This window comes from Yoonia maritima, assembly GCF_002933395.1.
GTDB lineage: Bacteria > Pseudomonadota > Alphaproteobacteria > Rhodobacterales > Rhodobacteraceae > Yoonia > Yoonia maritima_A.
Genome location: NZ_PKFN01000007.1, coordinates 188035 through 213604, shown reverse-complemented (window position 1 = coordinate 213604; position 25570 = coordinate 188035). Strand labels below are relative to the sequence as shown.

The 25570-nt window shown below is 53.3% G+C and carries 24 protein-coding genes; 9 read left to right on the top strand and 15 right to left on the bottom strand.

Going from position 1 to position 25570, the window contains the following annotated elements; genetic code table 11:
• Nucleotides 1-42: 42 nt before the first annotated feature.
• From glyS to CYQ09_RS02500, 3 genes are read right to left on the bottom strand one after another with little or no spacing between them, the layout of a single operon-like run.
• Nucleotides 43-2352, bottom strand: coding sequence for a glycine--tRNA ligase subunit beta (glyS, locus tag CYQ09_RS02510; RefSeq protein WP_106743879.1), 2310 nt, complete (start codon nt 2350-2352; stop codon nt 43-45).
• Entirely contained in the window at nt 2352-2882 is a 531-nt protein-coding gene (locus CYQ09_RS02505) for a DUF6446 family protein (RefSeq protein WP_106743878.1), read from the bottom strand. Before CYQ09_RS02505 ends, glyS begins: the two co-directional genes overlap by 1 nt.
• The gene (locus CYQ09_RS02500; RefSeq protein WP_106743877.1) at nt 2882-3802 is read right to left on the bottom strand and encodes a glycine--tRNA ligase subunit alpha; all 921 of its coding nucleotides are present in this window, start codon (nt 3800-3802) and stop codon (nt 2882-2884) included. Before CYQ09_RS02500 ends, CYQ09_RS02505 begins: the two co-directional genes overlap by 1 nt.
• Before the next feature lie 177 nt (nt 3803-3979).
• On the opposite strand from CYQ09_RS02500, the gene CYQ09_RS02495 reads away from it, so the two are divergent.
• Nucleotides 3980-5710 (top strand): serine protease, encoded by a 1731-nt coding sequence (locus CYQ09_RS02495; RefSeq protein ID WP_106743876.1) that lies wholly within the window; start codon nt 3980-3982, stop codon nt 5708-5710.
• On the opposite strand, the gene CYQ09_RS02490 is transcribed toward CYQ09_RS02495, so the two are convergent.
• From CYQ09_RS02490 to CYQ09_RS02470, 5 genes are all read right to left on the bottom strand, one after another.
• Nucleotides 5711-7159, bottom strand: a complete 1449-nt coding sequence (locus tag CYQ09_RS02490) for a TrkH family potassium uptake protein (RefSeq protein WP_106743875.1) — start codon at nt 7157-7159, stop codon at nt 5711-5713.
• Between the two features lie 49 nt (nt 7160-7208).
• On the bottom strand, nt 7209-7895 hold the full coding sequence (locus CYQ09_RS02485) for a D-lyxose/D-mannose family sugar isomerase (RefSeq protein ID WP_106743874.1): 687 nt from the start codon (nt 7893-7895) through the stop codon (nt 7209-7211).
• A 62-nt stretch (nt 7896-7957) separates the two neighbouring features.
• The gene (locus CYQ09_RS02480; RefSeq protein WP_106743873.1) at nt 7958-8722 is read right to left on the bottom strand and encodes a gamma-glutamyl-gamma-aminobutyrate hydrolase family protein; all 765 of its coding nucleotides are present in this window, start codon (nt 8720-8722) and stop codon (nt 7958-7960) included.
• Nucleotides 8723-8903: 181 nt separating this feature from the next.
• The gene (locus CYQ09_RS02475) at nt 8904-9332 is read right to left on the bottom strand and encodes a GlcG/HbpS family heme-binding protein (protein WP_106356844.1); all 429 of its coding nucleotides are present in this window, start codon (nt 9330-9332) and stop codon (nt 8904-8906) included.
• Between the two features lie 39 nt (nt 9333-9371).
• Nucleotides 9372-11498, bottom strand: coding sequence for a malate synthase G (locus CYQ09_RS02470; RefSeq protein WP_106743872.1), 2127 nt, complete (start codon nt 11496-11498; stop codon nt 9372-9374).
• 224 nt (nt 11499-11722) lie between these two features.
• Between CYQ09_RS02470 and pepN the strand changes: the two genes are divergently transcribed.
• From pepN to CYQ09_RS02450, 3 genes are all read left to right on the top strand, one after another.
• Complete coding sequence (pepN, locus tag CYQ09_RS02460) at nt 11723-14275, top strand: aminopeptidase N (protein WP_106743870.1); 2553 nt, start codon at nt 11723-11725, stop codon at nt 14273-14275.
• 62 nt (nt 14276-14337) lie between these two features.
• Complete coding sequence (gatB, locus tag CYQ09_RS02455) at nt 14338-15852, top strand: Asp-tRNA(Asn)/Glu-tRNA(Gln) amidotransferase subunit GatB (RefSeq protein WP_106744540.1); 1515 nt, start codon at nt 14338-14340, stop codon at nt 15850-15852.
• Nucleotides 15853-15934: 82 nt separating this feature from the next.
• Nucleotides 15935-16336 (top strand): DUF4177 domain-containing protein, encoded by a 402-nt coding sequence (locus tag CYQ09_RS02450; RefSeq protein ID WP_106744539.1) that lies wholly within the window; start codon nt 15935-15937, stop codon nt 16334-16336.
• Here the strand turns inward: CYQ09_RS02450 and CYQ09_RS02445 are convergent, their stop codons facing one another.
• On the bottom strand, nt 16337-16588 hold the full coding sequence (locus CYQ09_RS02445) for a BolA family protein (protein WP_106743869.1): 252 nt from the start codon (nt 16586-16588) through the stop codon (nt 16337-16339).
• A 78-nt stretch (nt 16589-16666) separates the two neighbouring features.
• Between CYQ09_RS02445 and CYQ09_RS02440 the strand changes: the two genes are divergently transcribed.
• The gene (locus CYQ09_RS02440; RefSeq protein ID WP_106743868.1) at nt 16667-17302 is read left to right on the top strand and encodes a DnaJ domain-containing protein; all 636 of its coding nucleotides are present in this window, start codon (nt 16667-16669) and stop codon (nt 17300-17302) included.
• Between the two features lie 59 nt (nt 17303-17361).
• Here the strand turns inward: CYQ09_RS02440 and CYQ09_RS02435 are convergent, their stop codons facing one another.
• From CYQ09_RS02435 to CYQ09_RS02415, 5 genes are all read right to left on the bottom strand, one after another.
• Nucleotides 17362-17799 (bottom strand): hypothetical protein, encoded by a 438-nt coding sequence (locus CYQ09_RS02435; protein WP_162617549.1) that lies wholly within the window; start codon nt 17797-17799, stop codon nt 17362-17364.
• A gap of 429 nt (nt 17800-18228) precedes the next feature.
• Nucleotides 18229-18690, bottom strand: a complete 462-nt coding sequence (msrB, locus tag CYQ09_RS02430) for a peptide-methionine (R)-S-oxide reductase MsrB (protein ID WP_106743866.1) — start codon at nt 18688-18690, stop codon at nt 18229-18231.
• A gap of 128 nt (nt 18691-18818) precedes the next feature.
• Nucleotides 18819-19388 (bottom strand): fasciclin domain-containing protein, encoded by a 570-nt coding sequence (locus CYQ09_RS02425; RefSeq protein WP_106744538.1) that lies wholly within the window; start codon nt 19386-19388, stop codon nt 18819-18821.
• Between the two features lie 173 nt (nt 19389-19561).
• Nucleotides 19562-20236 carry an anti-sigma factor gene (locus CYQ09_RS02420; RefSeq protein ID WP_162617548.1) on the bottom strand — a complete coding sequence of 225 codons (675 nt, stop codon included), beginning with the start codon at nt 20234-20236 and terminating at the stop codon, nt 19562-19564.
• Nucleotides 20233-20775, bottom strand: coding sequence for a sigma-70 family RNA polymerase sigma factor (locus CYQ09_RS02415; RefSeq protein ID WP_106743864.1), 543 nt, complete (start codon nt 20773-20775; stop codon nt 20233-20235). The genes CYQ09_RS02420 and CYQ09_RS02415 overlap by 4 nt, the downstream gene beginning before the upstream one ends.
• A gap of 153 nt (nt 20776-20928) precedes the next feature.
• On the opposite strand from CYQ09_RS02415, the gene cobS reads away from it, so the two are divergent.
• Nucleotides 20929-21915: a cobaltochelatase subunit CobS gene (cobS, locus tag CYQ09_RS02410; RefSeq protein WP_106743863.1), complete on the top strand. Its 987-nt coding sequence runs from the start codon at nt 20929-20931 to the stop codon at nt 21913-21915.
• Nucleotides 21916-21962: 47 nt separating this feature from the next.
• Here the strand turns inward: cobS and CYQ09_RS02405 are convergent, their stop codons facing one another.
• Nucleotides 21963-22544 (bottom strand): NADPH-dependent FMN reductase, encoded by a 582-nt coding sequence (locus CYQ09_RS02405; RefSeq protein ID WP_106744537.1) that lies wholly within the window; start codon nt 22542-22544, stop codon nt 21963-21965.
• A gap of 247 nt (nt 22545-22791) precedes the next feature.
• Here CYQ09_RS02405 and CYQ09_RS02400 point away from each other — a divergent pair, with 247 nt between their 5' ends.
• The 3 genes from CYQ09_RS02400 to cobT all read left to right on the top strand — a co-directional run bounded on the left by CYQ09_RS02400 (nt 22792) and on the right by cobT (nt 25554).
• A complete protein-coding gene (locus tag CYQ09_RS02400) occupies nt 22792-23139 on the top strand; it encodes a hypothetical protein (protein ID WP_162617547.1) in 348 nt (115 codons plus the stop codon).
• Between the two features lie 92 nt (nt 23140-23231).
• Complete coding sequence (locus tag CYQ09_RS02395; protein WP_106743861.1) at nt 23232-23597, top strand: hypothetical protein; 366 nt, start codon at nt 23232-23234, stop codon at nt 23595-23597.
• 76 nt (nt 23598-23673) lie between these two features.
• Nucleotides 23674-25554, top strand: coding sequence for a cobaltochelatase subunit CobT (cobT, locus tag CYQ09_RS02390; RefSeq protein WP_106743860.1), 1881 nt, complete (start codon nt 23674-23676; stop codon nt 25552-25554).
• Nucleotides 25555-25570 lie beyond the last annotated feature (16 nt).

The following is a 25570-nucleotide window of genomic DNA, read 5'->3' as shown; positions in this document are numbered from 1 at the left end:
GTTCCCCCCCTATTTAGCAAAGAAAACTTAAAGCTTTTGTAACTAGCCTTCGATTTTGGTCAAATCCGCAACGGACAAGCAGATATTTCGAATGCGTGACAATAGGTTAAGCCGATTACGGCGCAAAACCTGACTATCGGCGTTAACTTGCACATCGGTGAAAAATGCATCAATCGGCCCACGAAGTGCCGCCATAGCGGTCATCGCGGTGCTGAAATCCTCGTTTTTCATCGCTGGCGCGATCTTTGCATCTGCAGCATCAAGGGCAGAAAACAGCGCCTTTTCAGCGTCATCTTCGGCAAATTTAATGTCCGCGCCGTATGAATATTCAACGCCGTCTTTTTCTTCAGCTTGGGTCAGAATGTTGTTGGCGCGCTTGAACCCCTGAATCAGGTTCTCACCGTCATCAGTGGCCAAAGTCGCCGCCAAAGCCTCTGCCCGTTTGACCAAAAGCGTCAGATCATCATTCCCCGGCATCGCAATGCAAGCGTCAATGATATCGTGACGGATGCCTTTGTCCTTTAGGAAGACTTTCAAGCGGTCGTGAAAGAAGGAGAGGAGATCCCAAAGAACCCATTCACTAGATTCAAAGAGCCTACTCTTCCCATAGTCGTAGGATATAACAGTCTCACTCGCATACTCGATACAAACATTTTGCATGCCTGACCCTTGGGGGAACTGATAATCAAGAACAAGTGAAATTGGATCACCGTCCGCCCAAATTCGCTCATCAAGCTGGGTTCGGTTTCCAGAATCATCGGCACCTTCCAAAACGGCAGATACCCAAACAGACTTGGCCCCACATGAAAGTGATGTCGACAATAATGTAGCGTAAGCATCCTTAATTAATGTGTCTAAAGATAGACTTAAACCATTCTCCAAAACCAACCGGATAACCCCCAACGCAGCGCGGCGCAGGGCGAAGGGGTCTTTCGAACCTGTTGGTTTTTCATCAATCGCCCAGAACCCTGTCAGCGTGTCGATCTTATCAGCTAGTGCGACTGCAACTGAGATCGGCGCGGATGGCACATCGTCTGATGGCCCCAGCGGTTGCCAATGCTCTTGGCATGCGGCAGGCACACCATCGTCGTGACCAGCAGCCTCTGCATAATAACGCCCCATAAGCCCCTGCACTTCTGGGAATTCATAGACCATTTCAGACGATAGGTCGGCCTTACAAATCCGCGCGGCCTCGGCAGCCAGATCAGGCTTTGCACCGACAGCAGGTGCAATCTCGCGTGCCAACGCCTCGATCCGTTTGATCCGGTCAGCCTGCGATCCCAATTTGTTGTGGAATGTCACATCGGCAAGGCTTGCGCCCATGCCTTCCAGACCAACGGTCTTAACCGTGCGCAAATCGTTTTCCCAAAAGAATTTGGCATCAGCCAGACGCGCCGACAGCACCTTTTGGTTGCCTGCCAGAATGGTCGCCCCGTTATCAGCGGTTTCCATGTTGGCGACGGTCACGAAACGCTCAATCCGGTTGGATTTGGGGTTACGGACGGAAAAGAACTTTTGGTGTTCTTTCATCGATGTTTGGAGCACCTCTGGTGGCAGGCCCAGAAAATCATCGTCGATCTTGCCCAGCAACACGACGGGCCATTCGACCAGCCCGGCAACCTCGGCCAATAGACCGCGATCTTCGACGACCTCTAGCCCCAAGGCAAAGGCCTGATTGGTGGCTTCATGCCAGATCATCTCGGCCCGTTCATCCGCGCGCAGGATGACGTGGGCGCGTTTCAGTTTTGCCTCATAATCATCGAAACCTGTGACGGTGATTGTATCAGGCGCAAGGAAACGGTGCCCGCGCGTGGTGTTGCCAGATGTGATCCCATCAACGTCCAGCGGCACGACCTGCGCGCCTGCCTCGTCTGATGTGATGCACAGGATTGAATGCAGCGGGCGTACCCATTTCAACGGGCCGTCACCCCAGCGCATGGATTTCGGCCATGGGAAGTTACGGATCGCGTTTTCAAGAACTTCGGCAATGATATCCGCAGCCAAGCGGCCCGGCTTTTCGATCACGGCAAAGTAAACTTGGCCCTTCTTGTCGTCGCGGATCTCTAGATCATCGCGGGTCACGCCAGCGCCACGCAAGAACCCTTCGATGGCTTTATCAGGCGCGCCTACCTTCGGACCCTTCCGTTCTTCACGGGTGGCTTGGCTTTCGGTCGTCAGCCCTTCGACGGACAGCGCCAGGCGGCGCGGTGTCGAAAACGCAGCTGCGCCCGAATAGGTCAATCCAGCCTCGACCAGACCGTCAGTGACCAGTTTTTTCAGATCATCGCTGGCGCGTTTTTGCATCCGCGCAGGGATTTCTTCGGAGAAAAGTTCAATCAGAAGATCAGGCATCAGTTCTGGCTTTCGGGTACAGGTGGGCAGGTGTCAGGGGCCGGATTGCCGTCAAAGACGACCTCGCCACAGGCATTGATTTGGTGCCACGCATAGGCGCGGCCATCAGGGTAAATCGCAACAATGCGGTCGATCCCATAGTGGATGTTTTCGGTACCAAGAAATGCAATCGCATCGCCCTGTTCGAGGTCAGCACCGATCTGTTCTGCGTCGAAACAGTCAAACCAGCTGGGCGCGACGCGTGGTTCCGCATCATCCTTGATCACATAGGTTTCTGTTAGCATGGCTTGGCTAAGAACAGTCGTGAAACACGCACGGTAACGGATTGGGCTGCTGTCGGAATCGATGCCATCAAAGCTGTCAAAGATGATCGGCTCGGCCTCGCCGGTCACGACCGAGGTCAGTTCAACACGCGCGTTATCGCCCGCTACTGGCGTGTAGTAGGCGTACACCTGAAGGTAATAAAGCGCGGCTCCTGCGATCAAAGCTGACACGACGATCCCCACAATTGCGATACGGTTCCAAGGCATTATGCCGCTGCCCCGCCTGCTTCGGTTTGGACGAACGCGTCTGCGCAGGCTTTGGCCAATGTCCGGACGCGTCCGATATAGGCTTGGCGTTCGGTGACCGAAATCACGCCGCGTGCGTCGAGCAGGTTGAACAGGTGTGATGCTTTGATGCATTGATCATAGGCGGGGTGCGCCATGATGATGCGCTTACCGGTTTTGGGATCCTCTGCGGGCTGTTCTAAGATGCGTTGGCATTCTGCCTCGGCGTCCTTGAAGTGCTGTAACAGGATATCCGTGTCGGCGATGTCAAAGTTCCAGCGCGCGTATTCTTCTTCGGTTTGTTTAAACACATCACGGTAAGTCAGCGGGCTGGGGGATTGTGGGTCGTTGAATGGCATATCCATTACGTGATCCACGCCCAAGACGTACATCGCCAGGCGCTCCAGACCATATGTCAGCTCGCCTGAGACTGGTTTACAGTCATGGCCACCAACCTGCTGGAAATAGGTAAACTGGGATACTTCCATCCCATCGCACCAGACTTCCCAACCAAGGCCCCAAGCACCCAATGTTGGGCTTTCCCAGTCGTCCTCCACAAAGCGGATGTCGTGCAGGGATGCATCAATGCCGATGGCTTTCAATGAACCAAGATAGAGTTCCTGCAAATCCGGCGGGCTTGGTTTGATCAAAACCTGATATTGATAATAGTGCTGTAGGCGGTTCGGGTTCTCACCATAGCGGCCATCTGTTGGGCGACGCGACGGCTGCACATAGGCTGCGGCCCATGATTTCGAACCCAGCGCACGCAGGGTTGTGGCCGGGTGGAATGTGCCTGCCCCGACCTCCATGTCATAGGGTTGCAAAATGGCACAGCCTTTGCTGGCCCAATAGTTTTGAAGCCGCAGGATAATTTCCTGAAAACTGCGTGGTTTGTCTGCCATGATGACCCTCGTCTACGATTAAGCGTTCAATAGGCTGCTGCGCCCAAAGGGTCAATTGGGCAACGGGTTGCGACATAATGTTTGAATTTCGTATGAATTGTCCATGCAGCCCTTGCGCCCCACGAATGCAAGGGTCAGTCATACCCCCACGATAAAACGAAGATCTTTGGGGTGGAAATGATCAAGTTACTTGCGGCGTTTTTATTTTTGGGCGTTTCAGCCGTTTCGGCGACAGCACAAGACACTTTCTGGGTTCAAATTGAGGCACGAAAAACGTTGACCGGCGCACAAGACCGCGCACGCGAATACGCAGGAACAATCGATTCAGTCCACGGATATTATTTGGGTGACGGTTTCTACGGTATCTTTATTGGCCCGTATTCAGAAGCCAGTGCTGAGACCGCACTAGGTACTTTGCTTGGGCTAGGCGTGATCCCAAGCGACAGCTTTGTTAAAAACGGTCGTTTTTTCCAACAGCAATTTTGGCCCATTGGAGGGCGCACGGCGTCCTCTGCGCAATTGCCGCAAGCCACATTAGAAACTCCTGTTTCAGCGAACATATCGGACGCAGCCCCATTATCGGATGAAACCCCAGCGCAGGCGCGCGCATCAGAATCCGAATTAGACCGCCCTGCGCGTGAAGAATTGCAAAAGGCATTGAAGTGGGCGGGCTTTTATAGCGCTGCAATTGACGGGTCTTTTGGTCGCGGCACGCGGAGCGCGATGCAAGCATGGCAAGTCGCCAACAACCAAGACCCTTCTGGCATTTTAACCACCCGCCAACGCGAGATGCTGTTTGACCAATATAATAGCGTCCTTGAAGGCACACGTATGCGGCTGGTTCGTGACGATGCATCTGGCATTCAGATGCAAATCCCAACCGGTCTTGTTGCCTTCACCGAATACAAGCCGCCATTCGTACGGTTCGACCCAAGTGCCGACGTCGCAGAGGCGCAAGTGCTGTTCATTTCCCAACAAGGGGATGCCGGGCGCCTAAAGGGCTTGTATGAAATCATGCAAATTCTGGACATTGTCCCCACGACAGGATCGCGCACCCTGACGAAGTCGAGCTTCGAGATCGAAGGGATAAATGACGACCTTCATTCTTACACAAGTGTTTCGCTAGAAGGTACTGATATCAAAGGGTTTACTCTAGTTTGGCCAGCCGGAGACGAAGCACGCCGGGAACGCGTTCTCGACATTATGAAATCAAGCTTTTCTCGGCTTGATGGTGTTTTGGATCCCGCAATTGCCCCCCCGAATGAAGATCAGGCGATCGATATGGTGGCCGGTCTTGCCGTACGCCAGCCCCGTATGTCGAGATCAGGATTTTTTGTTTCAGACAACGGCATTGTCGCGACCACCCCAGAGGCAATCGAGAGCTGTGAACGCATCACGCTGGATCGGGAATATGAAGCCGAGCCAATCATGACAGATGCAGACCTTGGCATCGCTTTGTTGCGCCCCACAGAAAGCATCTCGCCCTTGAATGTAGCGGCGTTTGAAATCCGTACGCCACGCCTTCAAGATCAGATCGTTGTAGGCGGCTATCCCTACAACGGCGTGCTAAGCGCCCCGACACTGACATATGGGCAGGTTGTTGATATCCGTAATCTGTCCGGTGATGATCGGATAGGACGGCTATCGATCCTTCCCCAGCCAAGCGATGCAGGCGGCCCTGTCTTTGATAAATTCGGCGCGGTGATAGGCATGCTATTGCCGCGAATTGATGGCAATGCGCAGGTCTTACCGCCAGAAGTTAACTTTTCTTTGGACGCGGGACAGATCACCGCCACGCTGGAAAGCAACGGGATCACCGCGACACGCAGCGAAGACACGCAGGAAATGTCGCCTGTAGCAATGACACGCCGCGCGGCTGACATCACTGTGTTGGTCAGCTGCTGGTAACTAGGTCTTCCAGAACTTCACGGTAAGGATGGTCAGCACGACCATAATCTCAAGCCGACCAATAAACATCGCCATGGATAAAATCCATTTCGCGCTGTCGTTTATATGCACAAAGTTTCCGGCTGGGCCAATTTCAGGCCCAAGACCGGGACCGATATTCGCAATGGCAGTTGCAGCGCCAGATACGGATGTGATGAAATCAAGACCGGTCATCGCCAACAGCACAGCCGTCACCCCAAGCAACAGCACGAAAGCCACAAAAAACGCCATGACAGAGCTCATGACGTCTTCGCTAATCGTGCGCCCTTCAAAGCGCGGGGTGAAGATACCATGTGGTGAATGGATTTGACGCACCTGCGCTTTGATCGATGCGAATAGAATTTGATAGCGAAATATCTTAACTGAACAAGCCGTGGATCCCGCACAGCCCCCCACCAATCCAACAAAAAAGAAAATCACAACAGGGAACGTTCCCCAAGTCATATAGTCCGCGCTTGAATACCCTGTACCAGACATGACAGACACGACGTTGAATAGCGCTTCACGAAAGGCGAGTTCCGTAAATTCGCCTTCTCGGCCCCACACCCATGATGTGATCAACAGAACGCATATACTGATAACGGACAGAAAGACGCGAATTTGGCTGTCGTGTAAGATCGGCTTTGCGGTTCCGCTGACAAGCTGCACAAACCGCACAAACGGAAGGGCAGCAAGGATCATGAACACTGTCCCGATATAGTGCGCCGCCGCACTGAAACTGCCAAAAGAACTGTCGTAATTCGCCATTCCGCCAGTTGATACAGTCGTCATGGCATGCACCAACGCATCAAACGCGTTCATTCCCGCCGCGCTATAGGCCAGCGTACAGGTCACCGTTAGCCCGATATAGATCACTGAAATACTGCTGGCGATTTGACCTGCACGCGGTAGAATTTTCCCCATTGTGTCAAAGGCTTCAGATCGGAAAATCTGCATCCCGCCAACGCGAAGTTCGGGCAAGAACACCATCGCAACCACAATGATCCCGACGCCACCCAACCACTGCAAGGTTGCACGCCAAAGCTTAATACCTTCAGGCAGCGCATCCAAACCTTCGAATGTGGTCGATCCTGTGGTTGTCAGCCCAGACATTGCCTCGAAAAAAGCATCGGTAAAGCTGGCGTTGGGTGCACCTAACATCAACGGCAGTGCACCAAAAACGGGCAAAGTCAGCCATACCAGCGACGTCAATAGAAAGGTCTGGCGCAACGATAGCCCCTGACCAACCCCGTTTGAGCAGGCCATTGCCATCAATCCACCCGTTAAAATGGTGATAACCGCGCTTTCGAAAAAGACCGGCCAATGCCCGTTTTGCGCCAAGACATCGGCAAACAATGACACCAGCATTGTCGCGCCAAGCGCGGCAACAAGAAGACCAACTACATATCCAACAGGGCGTAAATCAAGCATGTGGCAGCGTTGAACCGACTACGCACTGGTGTCAAGAATGCGCGATCATTTACGACAGCCACGCCTTGTAGTCGCTGACCAATAGATGGGTTGGCGCAACATCTTCTTCGATGTCTGCAAAGCGGCCGATCGGTTCACGGAAGATATTGTCAGTCTCGTCATCGTTAACGGTCGAGACTTCGCCAATCAACACATCGCCGCCCTCGCCCCAAAACGCATGCCAATCGCCGGGCATCAATGTGACGCTTTCACCGGGGGCAAAGCTGATCTTTTCGCCCGGTGCATAGTCGCGGCGAATACCATCACAGAACACTGTCCCGCCTTTGGTTTCGTCAAAATTTCCGTCAGCATCAGAACCAAACAGCTCAATAACCAACGTGGCGCCACCGCGGTTAATAATGTCTTCGGCTTTGATGACATGTGTGTGCATCGGAGAAAGCTGGTCTTGCTTAGAAATCAAAAGTTTCTCTGCATAACACATCCCGCCACCGCGCTGCAGATCAGCCAAACGGCCGTTGCGCAACGTGAACAAAAACAGGCCCATTTCCTCATATCGACCAGCGCCGTAATCCGTGATGTCCCAGCCATTGCGCGCCTCGATCACGGCTTTGGCCTCACCTGCGCGTTCTTTGAATTCTTCAGGTGTCCAATACGCCCAAGGCGGCAAAGTGAACCCATATGAGCGGATCATATCATCCGCCTCAGCCATAATATCGTTGATCCGGGACCGTTTCATGCTTCACCTCCTAAAACGTTTACGGAAGTGATGCCGAAAAACCCCGTGCGAGGCAAGACAGCTTAGGCGCTTTTACGCATCCCGCCTGCTGCCCAATCGCGACACGCGGCACCAAACGCCTGAAACAAGGGCCGGGATACAGGATCGTCGCCAGCGTTCCATTCAGGGTGCCACTGTACGGACATCGTAAAACCGGGTGCATCAGCGATATAAATCGCCTCTGGCGTACCGTCAGGCGCATAGCCATCAATCACAATACGTGTTCCCGGCGTCTTAATCCCCTGCCCGTGAAGCGTATTGGTCATCACCTCTTGGGCACCCATCATGGCTTGAAACGGGCCATCTTTGCTGAAGGTCACTTTGTGACGCAGTGCAAATTTTTCCTCTAACGTGCCATCAGGGGGCATGCGGTGGTTATCGCGCCCCGGCAGATCGCGAATTTCAGGGTAAAGCGTACCGCCCATGGCGACGTTCACCTCTTGAAAGCCGCGACAAATGCCTAAAATCGGCTGACCACGCATCACACAAGCCCGGATCAGTGGTAATGCAATCCCATCGCGTTCACGATCAAATGCGCCATGCGCTTCGGTTGCTTTCTCACCGTATTCTTCAGGGTGCACGTTTGGACGGCCGCCTGTGAACAAAAAGCCATCGCACCGCTCCATGAGCGACTGCACACAGACCGTCCCAGCCCCAGTCGGCACAATCAAGGGTAACGCATCCGATACATCCGCAACCGCGCGGACGTTCATTTCTCCAGCAGCAAATGCCGGGTATTCGTCGTTAATGAGGTGGCTATTTCCAATGATACCAATGACTGGCTTCATAACGCTATGTCCTTTTGTATATCTTTGTTTAGCGCCGATCGGACACGAACAAAAGATATCGTAACTGCACAGCCCTCACGTCTAGAATGCACAGCACATCCGTGCAGCACCCATAATCAAATTGAACAAAGCCGCGCCCTTTTGCAAAGACGCGGCCAAAATAGTTAGCAATACGGCTTGGTTATGCTTCGCCGGTTAACCCTGCACCCTCAAGGCCAGCCATCGCAGCAATCACGTCATTGTCGGATGTGTCGCCTGTCACGCCAACAGCGCCGATAACTGCGCCACGCTTGTCATGCACCAAAACGCCGCCCGGAACAGGAACAACCTGACCACCATAAACGCCGTTCACGGCAGCCATGAAATAGGCCTGCTGCTCGGCACGTGCCATCTGCGCGGTGCCCGCCATACCCAGCATGATTGCTCCATAGGCTTTACCATGTGCGATACCGAAACGACCCGGTGCCGCACCATCAGCGCGTTCAAACGCTTTCACATGCCCGCCTGCATCTAAGACAACAACAGAAAGTGGTTTGAACCCCATTTCGTCGCCCTTGGCCATTGCCTTACGAATAATCGTACGTGCTTTGCTCGCTGAAATCTCTGCCATCTGTGGTCTCCTCGTAGGGTGGATTTTAATCCACCCGCGTTAATGGTTGCGCTGCGCCTTAAGTTCCAGACGACGCTGGTGCAGCACGGGTTCGGTATAGCCTGATGGCTGGATACGGCCTTTGAATACCAGATCGCAGGCCGCCTGAAAGGCGATACCATCGAAATTTGGTGCCATTGGGCGATAAGCCGGGTCATTCGCGTTCTGGCCGTCCACAACAGCCGCCATCTTGCGCATCGCATCCATCACTTGCGCCTCAGACACGACATCATGGTGCAGCCAGTTGGCAAGCGCTTGGCTGGAAATCCGGCAAGTCGCGCGGTCTTCCATCAGGCCAACATCGTGGATGTCAGGCACTTTGGAACAGCCGACGCCCTGATCAATCCAGCGCACAACATATCCAAGAATACCCTGCGCGTTGTTTTCGAGCTCAAGCGTGATCACGTCATCGGACCAATTCGGGTTTGTTGCGACCGGAATGCTTAGCAGGTCATCAAGCGTGCCACGCGCACCGCCGGCCTTAATCTCATCCTGACGCGCGATCACGTCGATGGCATGGTAATGCGTCGCGTGCAGTGTCGCAGCTGTTGGTGACGGCACCCACGCGCAGTTCGCACCAGACATCGGGTGCCCAACCTTAGCGACCAACATATCAGCCATCTTGTCGGGCATCGCCCACATCCCTTTGCCGATTTGCGCCTTGCCCTGCAAGCCGCAAGCCAAACCGATATCCACGTTCCGGTCTTCGTAGGATTTGATCCAAGCGCTGTCTTTCATTTCGCCCTTTGGGATCATTGGACCAGCTTCCATGCTGGTGTGAATTTCATCGCCTGTGCGATCAAGGAATCCAGTATTGATAAAGGCCACCCGCGTTTTCGCCGCACGGATACATTCTTTAAGGTTCACCGACGTGCGGCGTTCTTCGTCCATGATACCCAGCTTAACTGTGTTCGCAGGCAGGCCCAGCGCAGCTTCGACCCGATCAAAGATTTCGCAGGCAAAGCTGACTTCTTCGGGGCCATGCATCTTGGGCTTCACGACATAGACAGAGCCATGAAGTGAGTTGCCACCATCACGCTGCAAATCATGCATCGCAATCAGTGTGGTGCACATCGCGTCCATCAGGCCTTCGCCGACTTCTTCGCCATCCGCATCCAAAATCGCAGGGTTGGTCATCAGGTGGCCCACGTTACGGACCAACATCAGTGACCGGCCCTTGTGTACCTGCGCTGAACCATCTGGCGCAGTATAGGTCACATCTGGGTTCAGCTTGCGTGTAAATGTCTTGCCGCCCTTACTAACCTCTTCTTCCAGATCGCCGCGCATCAGACCAAGCCAGTTGGTATAGGCAACCACCTTGTCTTCGGCATCCACTGCGGCGACCGAGTCTTCGCAATCCATGATCGTCGACAATGCAGATTCCAAGACAATGTCAGAAATGCCAGCCGCGTCTGTCGCGCCAATCGTGCTAGATGCGTCAACTACTATCTTGATCAGCAAACCGTTCGCGCGCAGGAAAACCTCTGCATCGGCGTTATGACCTGCGAACTGGCTTGGGTCTTTCAAGGCTGGCGTTAGGACACCACCGGAAACACTCACGCCTGCAATATCGGCCCATGAACCGTCCGCGAGCGGTGCTACCTTATCCAGATGCGCCCGCCCCCACGCAATAACGCGTGCGCCGCGTTCAGCATCATAGCCCTTACCTGCTGGCAAATCGCCCAGCGCATCAGTGCCATAAAGCGCATCATAAAGGCTGCCCCAACGCGCATTGGCCGCGTTCAATGCAAAACGGGCGTTTGTGATGGGCACAACCAGCTGCGGGCCTGGCACTGTTGCGATTTCGGGATCAACACTGGCAGTTTCAATGGCGAATTCTGGGCCTTCGGGAACCAGATACCCTAGTTCTTGCAAAAATGCTTGATAGGCGACCGCATCATGCGGCTTGCCGCGGTTCGCAACGTGCCAGTCATCGACGGCGGCTTGGATGTTTTCCCGCTTTTGCAGCAGGTCACGGCCACGTGGACCCATCTCGGTGACAAGATCAGCAAAGCCTTTCCAAAACGCATCAGCACTTACGCCAGTTCCGACAAGCGCCTTTTCATCAATGAATTGCGCAAGTTCAGTTGCGACCTGCAATCCGTGCTTCTCGACCCGTTCTGTCATGACATCTCCCCTTTTGCTCAGCCAGCCAGTGGCGACAACGTTGCATATTCCGATAGGGTTAGAACAGAAGTTTCCGATAGGCAACAAACGCGGTAATGTTTTTTTACCAATTCTTCGCACATCCCAGCAGCACCTATTTCAAACACAAGGCAATCGCGCCCCAACGCCGGTTGCAGCGGGTCGGACACAAGCATAACGTTTGCGCAAAGAACAAGGAAATCCCCATGCAAACCGCTGCACCGCAAAAGATATACCTCAAAGACTACACGCCGCCCGCCTATCTGGTGGACAGCGTCGAATTGACCTTCAAGCTGGCACCAACGGCGACACGCGTCTTATCCCGCATCGCGTTTCGCCCGAACCCAGATGCGCAGTCGCGCGACTTCTTTTTGCACGGTGAACAGCTCAAGCTAATCTCAGCGTCCATCGACGGCGTGTCGATCACCCCAGAGGTCACCGCGACCGGGCTGACGCACACAGTACCCAATGCACCGTTTGTGTTCGAGGCAGAGGTCGAAATCAGCCCCGAAACCAACACCGCGCTTGAAGGCCTTTATATGTCGAACGGCATGTACTGCACCCAATGCGAGGCCGAAGGGTTCCGTAAGATTACCTACTACCCTGACCGCCCTGATGTCATGTCAGTCTTTACCGTCCGCATCGAAAGCGACCTGCCTGTATTGCTATCCAACGGCAATCCGGCGGCCAAGGGCGACGGTTGGGCCGAATGGCATGATCCATGGCCCAAACCCGCCTATCTGTTTGCACTTGTCGGTGGCGATCTTGTGAACCACCCTGATCGCTTCAGCACCATGTCCGGCAAAGATGTTGAACTGAACATCTGGGTCCGTCCCGGTGATGACGAACAAAAATGTGCCTTCGGGATGGAGGCGCTGAAGAAGTCGATGAAGTGGGACGAAGACGTTTACGGTCGTGAATACGACTTGGATATCTTCAACATTGTTGCTGTTGATGACTTCAACATGGGGGCGATGGAAAACAAGGGTTTGAATATTTTCAACTCTTCCGCTGTTTTGGCCAGCCCGGAAACATCGACTGACGCGAACTTTGAACGGATCGAAGCGATCATCGCGCACGAGTATTTCCACAACTGGACAGGCAACCGGATTACCTGCCGCGATTGGTTCCAGCTATGCCTAAAAGAAGGGCTGACTGTATTCCGCGATCAGCAGTTCACCGGTGATATGCGTAGCCAAGCAGTGAAACGGATCGACGATGCCGTTGTTCTGCGTGCGCATCAGTTCCGCGAAGATAACGGCCCGCTTGCCCACCCAGTGCGGCCAGAAAGCTTTGTCGAGATTAACAACTTCTACACCGTGACTGTCTATGAAAAAGGTGCCGAGATTATCGGCATGCTCAAACGGCTAGTTGGTGACGAAGGGTATAAGAAGGCCCTCGATCTTTACTTTGACCGTCACGATGGCGATGCCGCCACGATCGAAGATTGGCTACAGGTGTTCGAAGACGCAACCGGCCGCGACCTGAGTCAGTTTGCGAAATGGTATTCGCAAGCCGGGACACCGCGTGTTTCTGTCACTGACAGCTATGCAGATGGCGCGTACTCGTTGACGCTTTCACAGCAAACGCCAGCCACACCGGACCAAGATGAAAAGACGCCGATGGTCATCCCTGTCGCCGTGGGCCTTTTGAACGATAACGGTGACGAAATCGTTCCGACACGCATCCTAGAACTAACCGAAGCGTCGCAAACCTTCACTTTCGATGGATTGGCCAGCAAACCAGTCCCGTCCATCTTGCGCGGGTTTTCCGCCCCAATCATCCTAGAGCACGACCAAACCAACGCCGAACGTGCGTTCCTGCTGGCACATGATACGGACCCATTCAATCGCTGGGAAGCAGGCCGAACACTGGCCCAAGATGTACTGCTTCAAATGGTTCGCGAAGACGCGGCACCTGATACGGCCTACTTAGACGGGTTGCTGGCACTCCTACGTGACGACAGCCTTGATCCAGCCTTCCGCGCATTGGCCCTTTCATTGCCAAGCCAAGACGACACGGCGCAAGCGCTGGTCGATGCGGGCGAAACACCTGACCCCACAGCGATCTATCGCGCACACGAGGCGCTGACGCTGCACATCGCACAGCACCTGCAAGACACCCTGCCCCGCATCTATGCGGACATGACGGTTACAGGTGCCTATACGCCTGACGCAATTTCGGCGGGCAAACGGTCACTTGGCAACCGGATGCTGTCACTGATGTCGAAACTGGACGGTGGCAAACAAGCCTCGCAACAATATGCCAATGCCGACAACATGACCCAGCAGCTCGCGGCGCTGGCATCATTGTTGAAAATCGGTAAAGGCGCGAATGAACTGGCGGCGTTTGAACAACGGTGGCATCATGATCGTCTGGTTATGGACAAGTGGTTTGGCCTACAGGTCAGCTGCGCCGCGCCAGAGGATGCAGCGAAAGTCGCAGCCAAACTGACCGAGCACCCAGCATTCACCATGAAGAACCCAAACCGGTTCCGCGCTGTGTTTGGGGCGCTTAAAGGTAACACTGCGGGCTTCCACGATCCATCCGGTCAGGCCTACGAACTGTTAGCGGACTGGCTTATCAAGCTTGACGCACTGAACCCGCAAACCACCGCAAGGATGAGCACATCCTTTGACACGTGGAAACGCTATGATGCGGATCGGCAATCAAAAATGCGCAGGGCATTGCAGCGCATCGCAGACACATCAAACCTGTCGCGTGATACCACGGAAATGGTCACGCGTATCTTAGGCTGATTCACTTGAAGCTGGCTGCAGGTTCTTTTAGACAGCAGCCAAACAATACAAAGGATGCGCAGATGCTCGATCTGACATACGAAGCCCCGACACCAAAGGTGATCGCAGGCGCCAAAGAAGACTGGGAACTTGTGATCGGGCTGGAAGTGCACGCGCAGGTCGCGACCAAGGCAAAACTTTTCTCGGGTGCGTCGACGCAATTCGGGGCCGAGCCCAACAGCAACGTTGCGTTTGTGGACGCAGGTATGCCCGGCATGTTGCCTGTCATCAACGAAGCATGTGTCGCACAGGCTGTGCGCACCGGATTGGGGCTAAAGGCGGAAATCAACCTGATGTCTGCCTTTGACCGCAAAAACTATTTCTACCCTGACCTGCCGCAGGGCTATCAGATTTCGCAGCTTTACCACCCGATTGTGGGCGAAGGCGAAGTCTTGGTTGAAATGGGTGACGGAACCGCGCGTAACGTACGGATCGAACGCATTCACCTAGAACAAGACGCTGGTAAATCCATCCACGACATGGACCCGAACATGTCTTTCGTCGACCTGAACCGTACAGGCGTTGCACTGATGGAAATCGTCAGCCGCCCGGACATTCGTGGCCCGGAAGAGGCCGCGGCATATGTTCTAAAGCTGCGCCAAATCCTGCGGTACTTGGGCACTTGTGACGGCAACATGCAAAACGGCAACATGCGTGCCGACGTCAACGTGTCGATCTGCCGCCCTGGCGATTACGAGAAATATCAAGCGACCCAAGATTTCAGCCACCTTGGCACCCGTTGTGAAATCAAGAACATGAACTCGACCCGGTTTATCCAAGCCGCGATTGATGTAGAGGCGCGTCGTCAAATTGCCTTGCTGGAAGACGGCAAAGACGTCGTGCAAGAAACGCGTCTGTATGATCCAGACAAAAACGAAACCCGTTCAATGCGGTCCAAGGAAGAAGCGCATGATTATCGCTACTTCCCGGATCCCGACCTGCTTCCTCTTGAAATTGAACAGGCCTGGGTCGATGATATCGCGGCATCCCTACCAGAATTGCCCGACGCCAAGAAAGCGCGCTTTATCGCAGATTTTGGGCTGTCTGATTACGATGCTTCTGTGCTGACTGCCGAAGTTGCGAATGCCCAGTACTTCGAACAGGTAGCGGAGGGCAAAGACGGCAAATTGGCTGCAAACTGGGTCATCAACGAACTGTTCGGCCGCCTGAAGAAAGACGAAGACAAGGGCATCGAAGATAGCCCAGTAAGTGCTGCACAACTGGGTCAAATCATTGCGCTAATCAAATCTGATGTGATCTCAGGAAAAATTGCAAAAGACGTGTTCGAGATCTGCTACACAACTGGTCGCGATCCCGAAGAGATCGTTGAAACCGAAGGTATGAAACAGGTCACGGACACAGGCGCGATTGAAGCCGCCGTGGACGAGATCATCGCCGCCAACCCTGCGCAGGTCGAAAAAGCCAAAGCCAACCCTAAACTGTCAGGCTGGTTCGTTGGTCAGGTGATGAAAGCAACAGGCGGCAAGGCAAACCCGGCAGCCGTCAACAAATTGGTCGCCGCAAAGCTCGGCCTTTAAAGCAACTTATGCGTCACGGTGCGCGCTTGGAATCGCGCACCGTAATTGCTATATGCTGTTGGTGGAAATTAGGGGTGACGGAATGTCATACGAATACATGGTCGTGCCGGCACCTACGCGCGGTGTAAAAGCCAAAGGCGCAAAAACAGCCGAAGATCGTTTTGCAATCGCGCTGGAAACAGTGATGAACAAAATGGCTGGTGACGGTTGGGACTATCTGCGTGCAGATACACTGCCTTCAGAACAACGCGAAGGCTTGATGGGCAAAACAACCGTCTATCAAAATATGTTGGTGTTCCGTCGCGCAAAAAAAGCGCAGCGCCCGAAAACACCCGCGCCCGCTGTTACAACCCCAGCGCCCAAGCCCGAGCCAAAGGTTGAATCACCCAAAGCTGAAAATCCCGCTGACGAGGCAGAACCAAAGGTCGAACCCAAAAAGGTCACACCCCCGGCTAAGCCCTCGTCAGAGGTCGCTGCGGAATAGTTATTGGATATCAATAGCCAACGCATGAATGCGGCCGATGATATCTTTTCCTAGGGCGGCGTGAATGGCCCGGTGCCGGGCGATGCGTGACATATCGTCCAACTGCGCGGCCTTCACAACAACCCGCCAGTGGCTTTCGCCCGACCCGTCATCGCCAGCATGTCCACTATGCATGGCACTTTCGTTAATCACTTCAAGCACAGTTGGTGAAAGTGTAGCCAATGCTGTGCGAATTTCTGCCTCTAAGGCCATTATTTTTCCTCTACCCTCTTCAATCTCACGCTGTGGGGTTTAAAGTCTGTTGTCCGAGTCGGAAAGGTGAGACGCACCATGAAAAAAGATGATCCCTTTGGTTTCGACATGTCAGTGTCGAGTTCTAAGAAAAAGAACCCCCGCGGTCGTCGCGGTTTGTCCGGCGCGTCCGAGACATCCCAGCGCGTTTGCGAACACGAAGGCTGCGAAGAACCTGCAAAGTTCCGTGCGCCGAAATCGCCCGATATTTTGGACGATTATCTATGGTTCTGCCAACAACACGTCCGTGAATATAACCTCAAGTGGAATTTCTTTGAAACAACCACAGAGGCCGAACTAGCGGCACAGATGACCCAAGACCGCGTCTGGGAACGTCCAACCAAGCCAATGAAGCGTAGCGTCGAAGAACGTGCTTGGGCTCGCCTTGGTATTGAAGATCCGCATCAGGTGCTTGGTGCAAACGCAACACGCAATCCGGGCAAAGGCGCTAAGAAAGGCCGCAAATTGCCGCCAACCGAACGCCGCGCGGTCGATATTTTAGAAGCGGATGACAACTGGTCAAAACCGCAAATTCGCAAAGTCTATAAGTCGCTGATCAAGGTACTCCACCCGGACATGAACGGTGGCGACCGAAGCCAAGAAGAACAACTGTCAGAGGTTGTCTGGGCTTGGGAGCAAATCAAAGTCAGCAAGCACTTTCGCGATAAAGACTGATTAAATAAAAAAAGGGGCCAACTGGCCCCTTTTTACGCGTCTCATTCAACTCATCATTTCTATAAATGTTTATGCTTTGGATATAGGTTGGCCTGTGACATCGGGCTAAGCTGCCCAATCGCTGAATCATCAGCTGCAAGAGCCGCCTCGCGTAGCTCTGCAATACGGCGCATCAACAACCCGTGCGCCGCTAAAATCACCGCGAACCAAGAGACAGCCAGCCAAGGATTTAAGCCAAAGGCTGCGACCACCATGATTGGTGCGAAAAAAGTGCCATAAACGGGAACGATCAAAGTGCCGCCAATCAAGGACGCAATCAACGCAGTCGCACAGCCCCCGAACAACGCCCGCACAATCCCAAGACCACCTGACAGCCCCATCCAGCCGCGTGTAAGGTAAAGCGCAACTGCCCCACTTATCGCGCCAGCCATGATAATCCAAATTTCATATCCGACCGGGTAAACGGACTGAAGCTGCCCACCTTTTACACCAGCCATAACAAGCATCATAATTCCAGCAGAGGTGGCGCTTACTCCGGCGTATGCGGTTGCAAGTGCCCTTTCCCCCTTTGTCAAACGTAAAATATTTAAAAAATAACTTAACATCTCAACTATCCCCAAACTCACATCGTCAATCATCAACTATGGGAACGCATGTTTTCAAAAAGTGCGTTTTGACACACTCACAACACCCCCATCGACATTTTTGTGCCACATTCCGCCGATCCAAACAAGAAAAAAGGCAACATGCCGCTGATGCGATACGCAGGTGTATTATTTCTTATTATCAAATAATTAGCAAAACCCTGAGGGGTTAAGCTGAAACAATTCCTCAACGACAGTGTGACGATATGCCTAACACTGTCGCCAAAACAGGAACCTACGGCCAAAAAAACGGGCGCAACGCCCATATTTTGCCATGTTTATTTACGCAGCACGAAAGACCAAGCTGACGCCATTTAGACAGTGCCGTTTACCTGTTGGCTGTGGACCATCGTCAAAAATATGCCCCAAATGGCTACCGCATCGACGGCAATGGCATTCAGTTCTAACTGAAAACAGCTTCCGATCTTCTTTTGTACCAATTGCGTTGGGCAGGCTTTCATAAAAGCTCGGCCAGCCTGTACCGCTGTCATACTTCGTGTCGGATGGATAAAGCGCCAAATCGCATCCGCGACAATAATAGGTTCCGTCGGCATAGTTTTTATCCAAGGGTGATGATCCCGCGCGCTCTGTCGCTTCTTCGCGCATCACTTGGTATTGAATGTCGGTCAACATCGCGCGCCATTCACGTTCAGAGCGCGTCACCTCAAACGCTTCCTGCGCGAACACGCCACGTCCAGACGCAATTGCGGCAAGCGACAGTGCCATAAAATTTCTGCGTTGCATGGTGTATTCTCCTATCGACTTTGGGATATTGTAGCGCATCGCCATATTTCAGGCGATGCACCTTGCTGTGAGAAGCGGCATTACAAAAGTACGGGGAAACCAACCACCTGCCGCCCTGCACAACCTCGTTAGCCCTGAACGGCGGGCAGCATCACAGTATCAATCACGTGGATAACACCGTTTGATTGCTTCACATCAGCGACAGTCACTGTAGCGACCTGACCCTGTTCGTCCTCGAGCATGATTGTTCCGTTGTCATATGTCGCTTGCAGTGTACACCCGCCGAGAGTTGGAACTGGATGACGTCCGTTGTCGTCCGCGATCATACCTTGAATTGCATCAGACATCGCATCAGCGGCTACGACGTGGCATGTCAAAATTTGCACCAAGCGATCTGCGTTTTCTGGCTTCAGTAGTTCTTCGACCGAACCTGCAGGGAGTTTTGCAAATGCATCGTCTGTCGGTGCGAATACTGTGAACGGACCTTCACCAGACAGTGTTTCAGCAAGCTCTGCTTGAACGACAGCAGCAACCAAAGTTTTGTGGATCGGGCTGTTCACTGCATTTTCAACGATGTTTTTAGATTCCAACATCTCAGCGCCGCCAACTGTCGGGTTCATTGCATGGCTTGCCGCGAATGCAGTGCCCGCTGCGATTGTCAAAGCGATCGTTGTTGTGAATGTTTTAGTAAATTTCATCATCGGTCTCTCCAAAGTTTCCGGGGCGTTTTTGCCGCGGTCGAGAGAAACCACGCGTTGGCTGTGCAAATAGTTTCAGCGTTTCTCAAAAAAATTTTAAACAACTGTTTTTTGTTGAAAAAAGGCCGCCCTGCTTTTACAGGGCGGCCACCTAATCCTTAAATCAGGAAGGTCTAGACGTTGCTAAACGGTGCAACCGCAACCACATCGCCTGTTGGCGCGCCTGTTGGTGACCCGCCGGGGGGTTCATCACTCAGCGCAAGAACGCCACCTGCAAATAGTGCTGCAAGTTCAGTTGCAATCTGCACTTGGCCATTTGGCGCATCTGGTAGCAGACCTAGCGATACAGGCGCATCATCGCCCGCGATCAACCAAATTTCAAACACGCGGCCTTCTGCGGGGCCACCGGCCACGCGATCGACGGTCAGCGTATTCGTATCGGGGTCAAAGACGGCATCCACTTGCAGACCAATCTCATCACCGACCAATCCAGCGATAAGATCGTTTTGCGTGGGGTTGGGCGCGGGAAGAACAACAAATGCAACCGCTGCTGCCAAAGCAATCGCGCTCACGGCGCCGGCAAGAAGCGAAGTCAGGCTCCAACGTTTCTGTTGAACACCAAACAATCTATTCGCAATCTCTTGAAACGTATGTTCAGGCGGAGCAACCGGAGCGATATCATCAGTAAGCGTGACAAGGTGTTCCTGCCATAGCACAAGCTCTGCTCGCAAATTGAGGTCGCGATTCATCTGCTCTTCAAAGGCGCGCGCCTCTGAAGGGGTTAACAGGCCCAGCGCATATTCGGCAGCAGCCGAAAGGGGGGCATCATCTGTGACGTCATCAGTCATTTTGACAGACAGTCCTTTAATTTGATCAGGCTGCGGCGCAGCCATGTACGGATCGTATTCAACGGCACCTGCATCAGGTCCGCCAAATCTTGATAAGTGTCGCCATCAAGATAGGCGCGTCGCACAGATTCGGCCCGGTCAGCGGGCAATTCATCAAGACAGTCGTTAATCTGCGCCCTTTGCGAAGATGCAATCGCTTGCGCCTCTGGTCCGGCAGCCGGATCAGCAAGCTCAGCGACTTCGTCCAAACCCGCTTGCCCTTTTTTACGGGCACGCAACCGATCAATAGCGTGATTTCGTGCTATTGTGATCAGCCATGTCATCGGGCTTAGGCCATTTGACTGATAGCGGCCTGCGGCACGCCAAACCTTGATGTAAACCTCCTGCAATGCGTCGTCCGCTTCAGCGCGGTTATTCAACACACGCAAGGTGACGCCAAAAAGTTTCGCCGAGGTCGAATTATATAGTGACGCGAATGCATCACGATCCCCCAAAGCGATACGATCGATATAGTGTTCAATGTCTTCAAGCGATGTCATGGTCACTCCTTGCTGCCCAAAACCTAAGCACATAAAAACGCAAAGGCCAAATCGGTTTTGCAAACTTTGCCGCGCCCTCTGGTACTTGCCGTGGCACGCGATATGGTGCATCCGATAACGCAACATTAGACGATTAACGCAAAGGCGGCACACATGGCTGACGGCACACTGGATATGAACGCAAAACCGACCGAAGATATTTCGGTCCGCGAAGTGTTTGGCATCGACAGTGATATGAAAATCAAGGGCTTTGCCGATCGCACAGATCGCGTTCCTGACATCGACAGCACATATAAGTTCGACCCAGATACCACTTTGGCGATTCTTGCTGGATTCGGCTACAATCGCCGCGTCATGATCCAAGGGTACCACGGGACAGGTAAATCTTCCCACATCGAACAAGTTGCCGCGCGACTGAACTGGCCAGCGGTACGTGTGAACCTTGACAGCCACATTTCCCGCATCGACCTTATCGGGAAAGACGCGATTAAATTGCGTGATGGCGTACAGGTTACCGAATTTCACGAAGGCATTTTGCCTTGGGCGCTTCGCAACCCGGTTGCAATCGTATTTGATGAATATGACGCAGGCCGCGCTGACGTTATGTTCGTCATTCAACGCGTTCTCGAAGCAGATGGTAAACTGACCTTGATGGATCAGAACGAGATCATCACCCCCAACAAATATTTCCGACTGTTTGCGACGGCGAATACTGTAGGCTTGGGCGATACAACTGGGCTGTACCACGGGACACAGCAGATTAACCAAGCCCAAATGGACCGTTGGTCACTTGTGGCAACGCTGAACTACCTTTCACACGATGCCGAAGCAGCTATCGTGGTGTCGAAATCACCGCATTTCAATACCGAACAAGGCCGCAAAATGATCAGCCAGATGGTTACTGTCGCGGATCTGACCCGCACCGCATTTATGAACGGTGATTTGTCCACTGTGATGTCACCGCGTACCGTATTGGCATGGGCAGAAAACACCCGCATCTTCCAAGACGTCGGATACGCGTTCCGCCTATCGTTCTTGAACAAATGCGATGAACTCGAACGTCAAACCGTTGCTGAATTCTATCAACGCTGCTTTGACGAAGAGCTACCTGAAAGCGCAGCTAGCCTGAGCCTCGGGTAAGCAATATCACATTGAAAAAGGCGGGGAGTTCCCCGCCTTTCTTGTATTTAACGTACGGCTTTGGTGGCGTTCCCCCACCAAACCATATCATCGAACATATCGTTCGCGGCGGGCAAGATGTGGTCTTCGATTGTTTCAATCGGATCATCAGAACCCATTGGATGCACAGCCATAAAGTCCCCACCACCGATGTGAACGGCACCGTGGACGGGCACCATGGCAAGCTCGACACCAATCAGACGCAGATGTTCCACCGCGCGCGCCGCACCGACCCCGCCATACCCTAGATAGCCCATCGGTTTACGGTTCCATTCATTGTACGCCTGATCCAACGCATTTTTCAGCGCGCCAGTGATCGAATGGTTATATTCAGCGACAACAAAAATATAGCCGTCGAACTCGGCCAGCTTTTCCTGCCACGCGATGGCTTTGGGATCGGTGCTTGGCATCCATTTATTTGATGCGGCTTCGTTAAACAGTGGCAAATCATAATCACGCAGATCGACAAGCTCTGCGGTAAAATCATCACGCGCCTCGGCCTGCTTCATTAGCCAAGCAGCTGGTTTATCAGCAAAGCGAGTTTCACGGGTCGAACCAATGATTACAGCAATTTTAGGGAGGGTGGACATCGTCATCTCCTAGGTTTGATTTCATTTCTACGATTAACTTAAGGCTAAGCACGCCGTCGACAATCCACACACGAGCGCAGCGTCTGTGCGCGAATGAAGACAATCCCTACACCCCTTCCGCACAAACACCTATGCGAATGGAGCGCTGGCAATACTCTTGGGGCGTTGATCGCGCACAGTGCCCAGATAGCATAAAATTATGGAACATTTCGCGCACCATCTAATCAAATTAGCCCTTTGTGTCATGATGACCATACAGGCAGCCCACGCCGATTTCGGTCCCGAAGATGAACAGCTTCGCGTGTTCGCAACCTGCGCTGGAAGATTTTCAGCGACAATGGAATTTCAGTGGATGTTTGACGGAGAAGGTTCAGAAGTGACGCAGACCCAGCGCGACAACATGGTACAGCTCATTAACGCGATTATGCCGACAGACCATGCACGTGATGTCCTAAGTTGGCGTATTGCGTCGAAATCAGCGCACGCTGCCCTCTTGACCCGCGCTGCATTCAACGATGATCCTTACGATGCCAATTGGGCACAGAATCAGGCGACCCGCCTAATCCGAGAGTGTACTGGACTTTTATTAAGCTAAACTTAAAGCTGTACTTGAAACGCCCCGAGAATGTCACAATCCCGTCGGTTTTCACCGTATTATTACGAAAAGTTTAAGAGTAGGAGATTAACATGAAAATGAAAATTGGGACCGAACTTCCTGATGGCTATGTTATCGGTCACGAAGATTTGGTCGAAGCCGCGACAACGCTTGTCGCACACACGCTACTTCCTTTATTTGCAGAAAGCATGAGCGAAGACATCGCAAAGGCCAACGTCGAAGGTATCGTGACCGAATTAGCGTATCTATTTGACGAAGGATCGATCGAAGTTGGCGGTAAAACCTATCAGCCACGGCTCGCTTTTGTGGACGAAGAAGGCACCGTCATTCGCGGCGTTGCGCGGTTGAACAACATGCATGAAATGGTTGATAGCGTATTTGAAATCGCACCCGAGGCTATGATTACATTTGAATACGATCACTTGGAGGAAGAATAGCCTAGGTTTCGGCGTCTGCCCTCTGGTCATTGCGTGCATCGGGTTCTAGTTTGCAAAGCAACAAAGGACGCTGCCGATGAACAAACCTACCGATAATCCTGCCGACCCGTTCAAAAAGGCACTTGCCGAGGCGACCAAAGTTCTGGCCGACGATTCTGAATTGTCGGTCACCTATTCGGTGGATCCTGCAGGCCAGACAGCCGACAGCATACGCCTGCCTCAAGTGACGCGGCGCATGACCCGTGATGAGGTGCTTTTGGCACGCGGCACGGCAGATGCTTTTGCGCTCCGCCACAAATTCCACGATCCAAAAGTATCCGCGCGCTACATGCCCCAAGGGCAAATGGCACGTGATCTGTATGATGCGATGGAAACCGCCCGGATCGAAGCCGTTGGCGCGCAACACATGCCCGGCACCGCTGGCAACATCGACGCCAAAATCGAAAACGAAGCAATGCGCAAGGGCTATGACCAGATCACGCAGGCTGCTGACGCACCTTTGTCGGTCGCCACTGGCTACTTGATTCGCCACATGGCGACCGGTCGTGATCTACCCAAGGGTGCAGACAACGTCATGGAACTGTGGCGTGGCTTTATCGAGGATCACTGCGACGGCACGCTCGATAATCTTGAAAACACACTGAACGACCAACAAGCCTTTGCGAAACTTGCACGCCAGTTGATCAGTGACATGGGCTATGGCGATCAGCTTGGCGATGATCCAGACAGTCTTGATGATGATCAAGACGACCAAGCCGAAGAAGGTAGCGACGAAGATCAGCAAGAACCGGATAGCACCGGCGACGATGATGACGAAGGCGAAGAAGCCGATGCCGCACCAGAGCAATCACAAGACGAACAACAAGACGCCAGTCAGGCGCAGGTCAGCATGGACGAACAGGCTGACCAAGAAATGGGCGAAGAAGCCGAAATGCCCGAGGGCGAAGCCCCGCTTGAGCCACCTGCTCCACAACCGGTGTCTGATGCTGATCCTGATTACACGGTCTTTACGACCGAATTCGACGAAGAAATCGGTGCCGAAGATTTAGCCGAAGTTGCAGAGCTTGAACGCCTACGCGCATACCTCGACCAACAGCTGGATCCGCTGAAAGGTGCCGTCAGCCGGCTAGCCAATAAACTGCAGCGCCGTCTTCAAGCACAACAAAACCGGTCGTGGGAATTCGACCGCGAAGAGGGTATTTTGGACGCTGGCCGTTTGGCGCGCGTCGTTGCATCGCCGACGACCCCGCTTTCGTTCAAAGTGGAAAAAGACACTGAATTTCGCGATACCGTTGTGACGCTATTACTCGACAACTCAGGCTCAATGCGCGGTCGGCCGATCTCGATCGCTGCAATCTGTGCAGATGTGATGGCACGGACGCTGGAACGCTGCGATGTCAAAGTTGAGATTTTAGGTTTCACCACCAAAGCGTGGAAAGGCGGGCAGTCTCGTGAAAAATGGCTTGGGGAAGGCCGCGAGGCTAAGCCAGGTCGCCTGAACGACCTACGCCACATCATCTACAAATCTGCTGACGCACCATGGCGCAGGACCCGTCCGAACCTTGGGCTGATGATGAAAGAGGGCTTGCTGAAAGAAAACATCGACGGAGAGGCGCTTGAATGGGCGCACCGCCGTGTTGTAAACCGACCAGAGCAGCGCAAAGTACTAATGGTAATCTCGGACGGCGCGCCGGTGGATGATTCCACTCTGTCAGTGAACCCCGCCAACTACCTAGAGAAACACCTGCGTGATGTGATTGCCATGGTCGAAAAGCGTAAAGCCGTCGAATTGGTTGCGATTGGGATCGGTCACGATGTGACACGCTATTACGAACGCGCAGTGACAATTACCGATGTTGAGCAGCTTGCCGGGGCAATGACCGAACAACTTGCGAGCCTATTCGACACCGATCCGCGAAAACGCGCACGTGTTCTTGGAATGCGAAAAGCGGGCTAGGCGCGATCAAATTTAG

Coding starts and splice junctions, on each gene's coding strand:
- glyS (WP_106743879.1), bottom strand. CDS start 2,352: ATGCCTGATCTTCTGATTGAACTTTTCTCCGAAGAAATCCCTGCGCGG.
- CYQ09_RS02505 (WP_106743878.1), bottom strand. CDS start 2,882: ATGCCTTGGAACCGTATCGCAATTGTGGGGATCGTCGTGTCAGCTTTG.
- CYQ09_RS02500 (WP_106743877.1), bottom strand. CDS start 3,802: ATGGCAGACAAACCACGCAGTTTTCAGGAAATTATCCTGCGGCTTCAA.
- CYQ09_RS02495 (WP_106743876.1), top strand. CDS start 3,980: ATGATCAAGTTACTTGCGGCGTTTTTATTTTTGGGCGTTTCAGCCGTT.
- CYQ09_RS02490 (WP_106743875.1), bottom strand. CDS start 7,159: ATGCTTGATTTACGCCCTGTTGGATATGTAGTTGGTCTTCTTGTTGCC.
- CYQ09_RS02485 (WP_106743874.1), bottom strand. CDS start 7,895: ATGAAACGGTCCCGGATCAACGATATTATGGCTGAGGCGGATGATATG.
- CYQ09_RS02480 (WP_106743873.1), bottom strand. CDS start 8,722: ATGAAGCCAGTCATTGGTATCATTGGAAATAGCCACCTCATTAACGAC.
- CYQ09_RS02475 (WP_106356844.1), bottom strand. CDS start 9,332: ATGGCAGAGATTTCAGCGAGCAAAGCACGTACGATTATTCGTAAGGCA.
- CYQ09_RS02470 (WP_106743872.1), bottom strand. CDS start 11,498: ATGACAGAACGGGTCGAGAAGCACGGATTGCAGGTCGCAACTGAACTT.
- pepN (WP_106743870.1), top strand. CDS start 11,723: ATGCAAACCGCTGCACCGCAAAAGATATACCTCAAAGACTACACGCCG.
- gatB (WP_106744540.1), top strand. CDS start 14,338: ATGCTCGATCTGACATACGAAGCCCCGACACCAAAGGTGATCGCAGGC.
- CYQ09_RS02450 (WP_106744539.1), top strand. CDS start 15,935: ATGTCATACGAATACATGGTCGTGCCGGCACCTACGCGCGGTGTAAAA.
- CYQ09_RS02445 (WP_106743869.1), bottom strand. CDS start 16,588: ATGGCCTTAGAGGCAGAAATTCGCACAGCATTGGCTACACTTTCACCA.
- CYQ09_RS02440 (WP_106743868.1), top strand. CDS start 16,667: ATGAAAAAAGATGATCCCTTTGGTTTCGACATGTCAGTGTCGAGTTCT.
- CYQ09_RS02435 (WP_162617549.1), bottom strand. CDS start 17,799: ATGGCTGGTGTAAAAGGTGGGCAGCTTCAGTCCGTTTACCCGGTCGGA.
- msrB (WP_106743866.1), bottom strand. CDS start 18,690: ATGCAACGCAGAAATTTTATGGCACTGTCGCTTGCCGCAATTGCGTCT.
- CYQ09_RS02425 (WP_106744538.1), bottom strand. CDS start 19,388: ATGAAATTTACTAAAACATTCACAACAACGATCGCTTTGACAATCGCA.
- CYQ09_RS02420 (WP_162617548.1), bottom strand. CDS start 20,236: ATGACTGATGACGTCACAGATGATGCCCCCCTTTCGGCTGCTGCCGAA.
- CYQ09_RS02415 (WP_106743864.1), bottom strand. CDS start 20,775: ATGACATCGCTTGAAGACATTGAACACTATATCGATCGTATCGCTTTG.
- cobS (WP_106743863.1), top strand. CDS start 20,929: ATGGCTGACGGCACACTGGATATGAACGCAAAACCGACCGAAGATATT.
- CYQ09_RS02405 (WP_106744537.1), bottom strand. CDS start 22,544: ATGTCCACCCTCCCTAAAATTGCTGTAATCATTGGTTCGACCCGTGAA.
- CYQ09_RS02400 (WP_162617547.1), top strand. CDS start 22,792: ATGACCATACAGGCAGCCCACGCCGATTTCGGTCCCGAAGATGAACAG.
- CYQ09_RS02395 (WP_106743861.1), top strand. CDS start 23,232: ATGAAAATGAAAATTGGGACCGAACTTCCTGATGGCTATGTTATCGGT.
- cobT (WP_106743860.1), top strand. CDS start 23,674: ATGAACAAACCTACCGATAATCCTGCCGACCCGTTCAAAAAGGCACTT.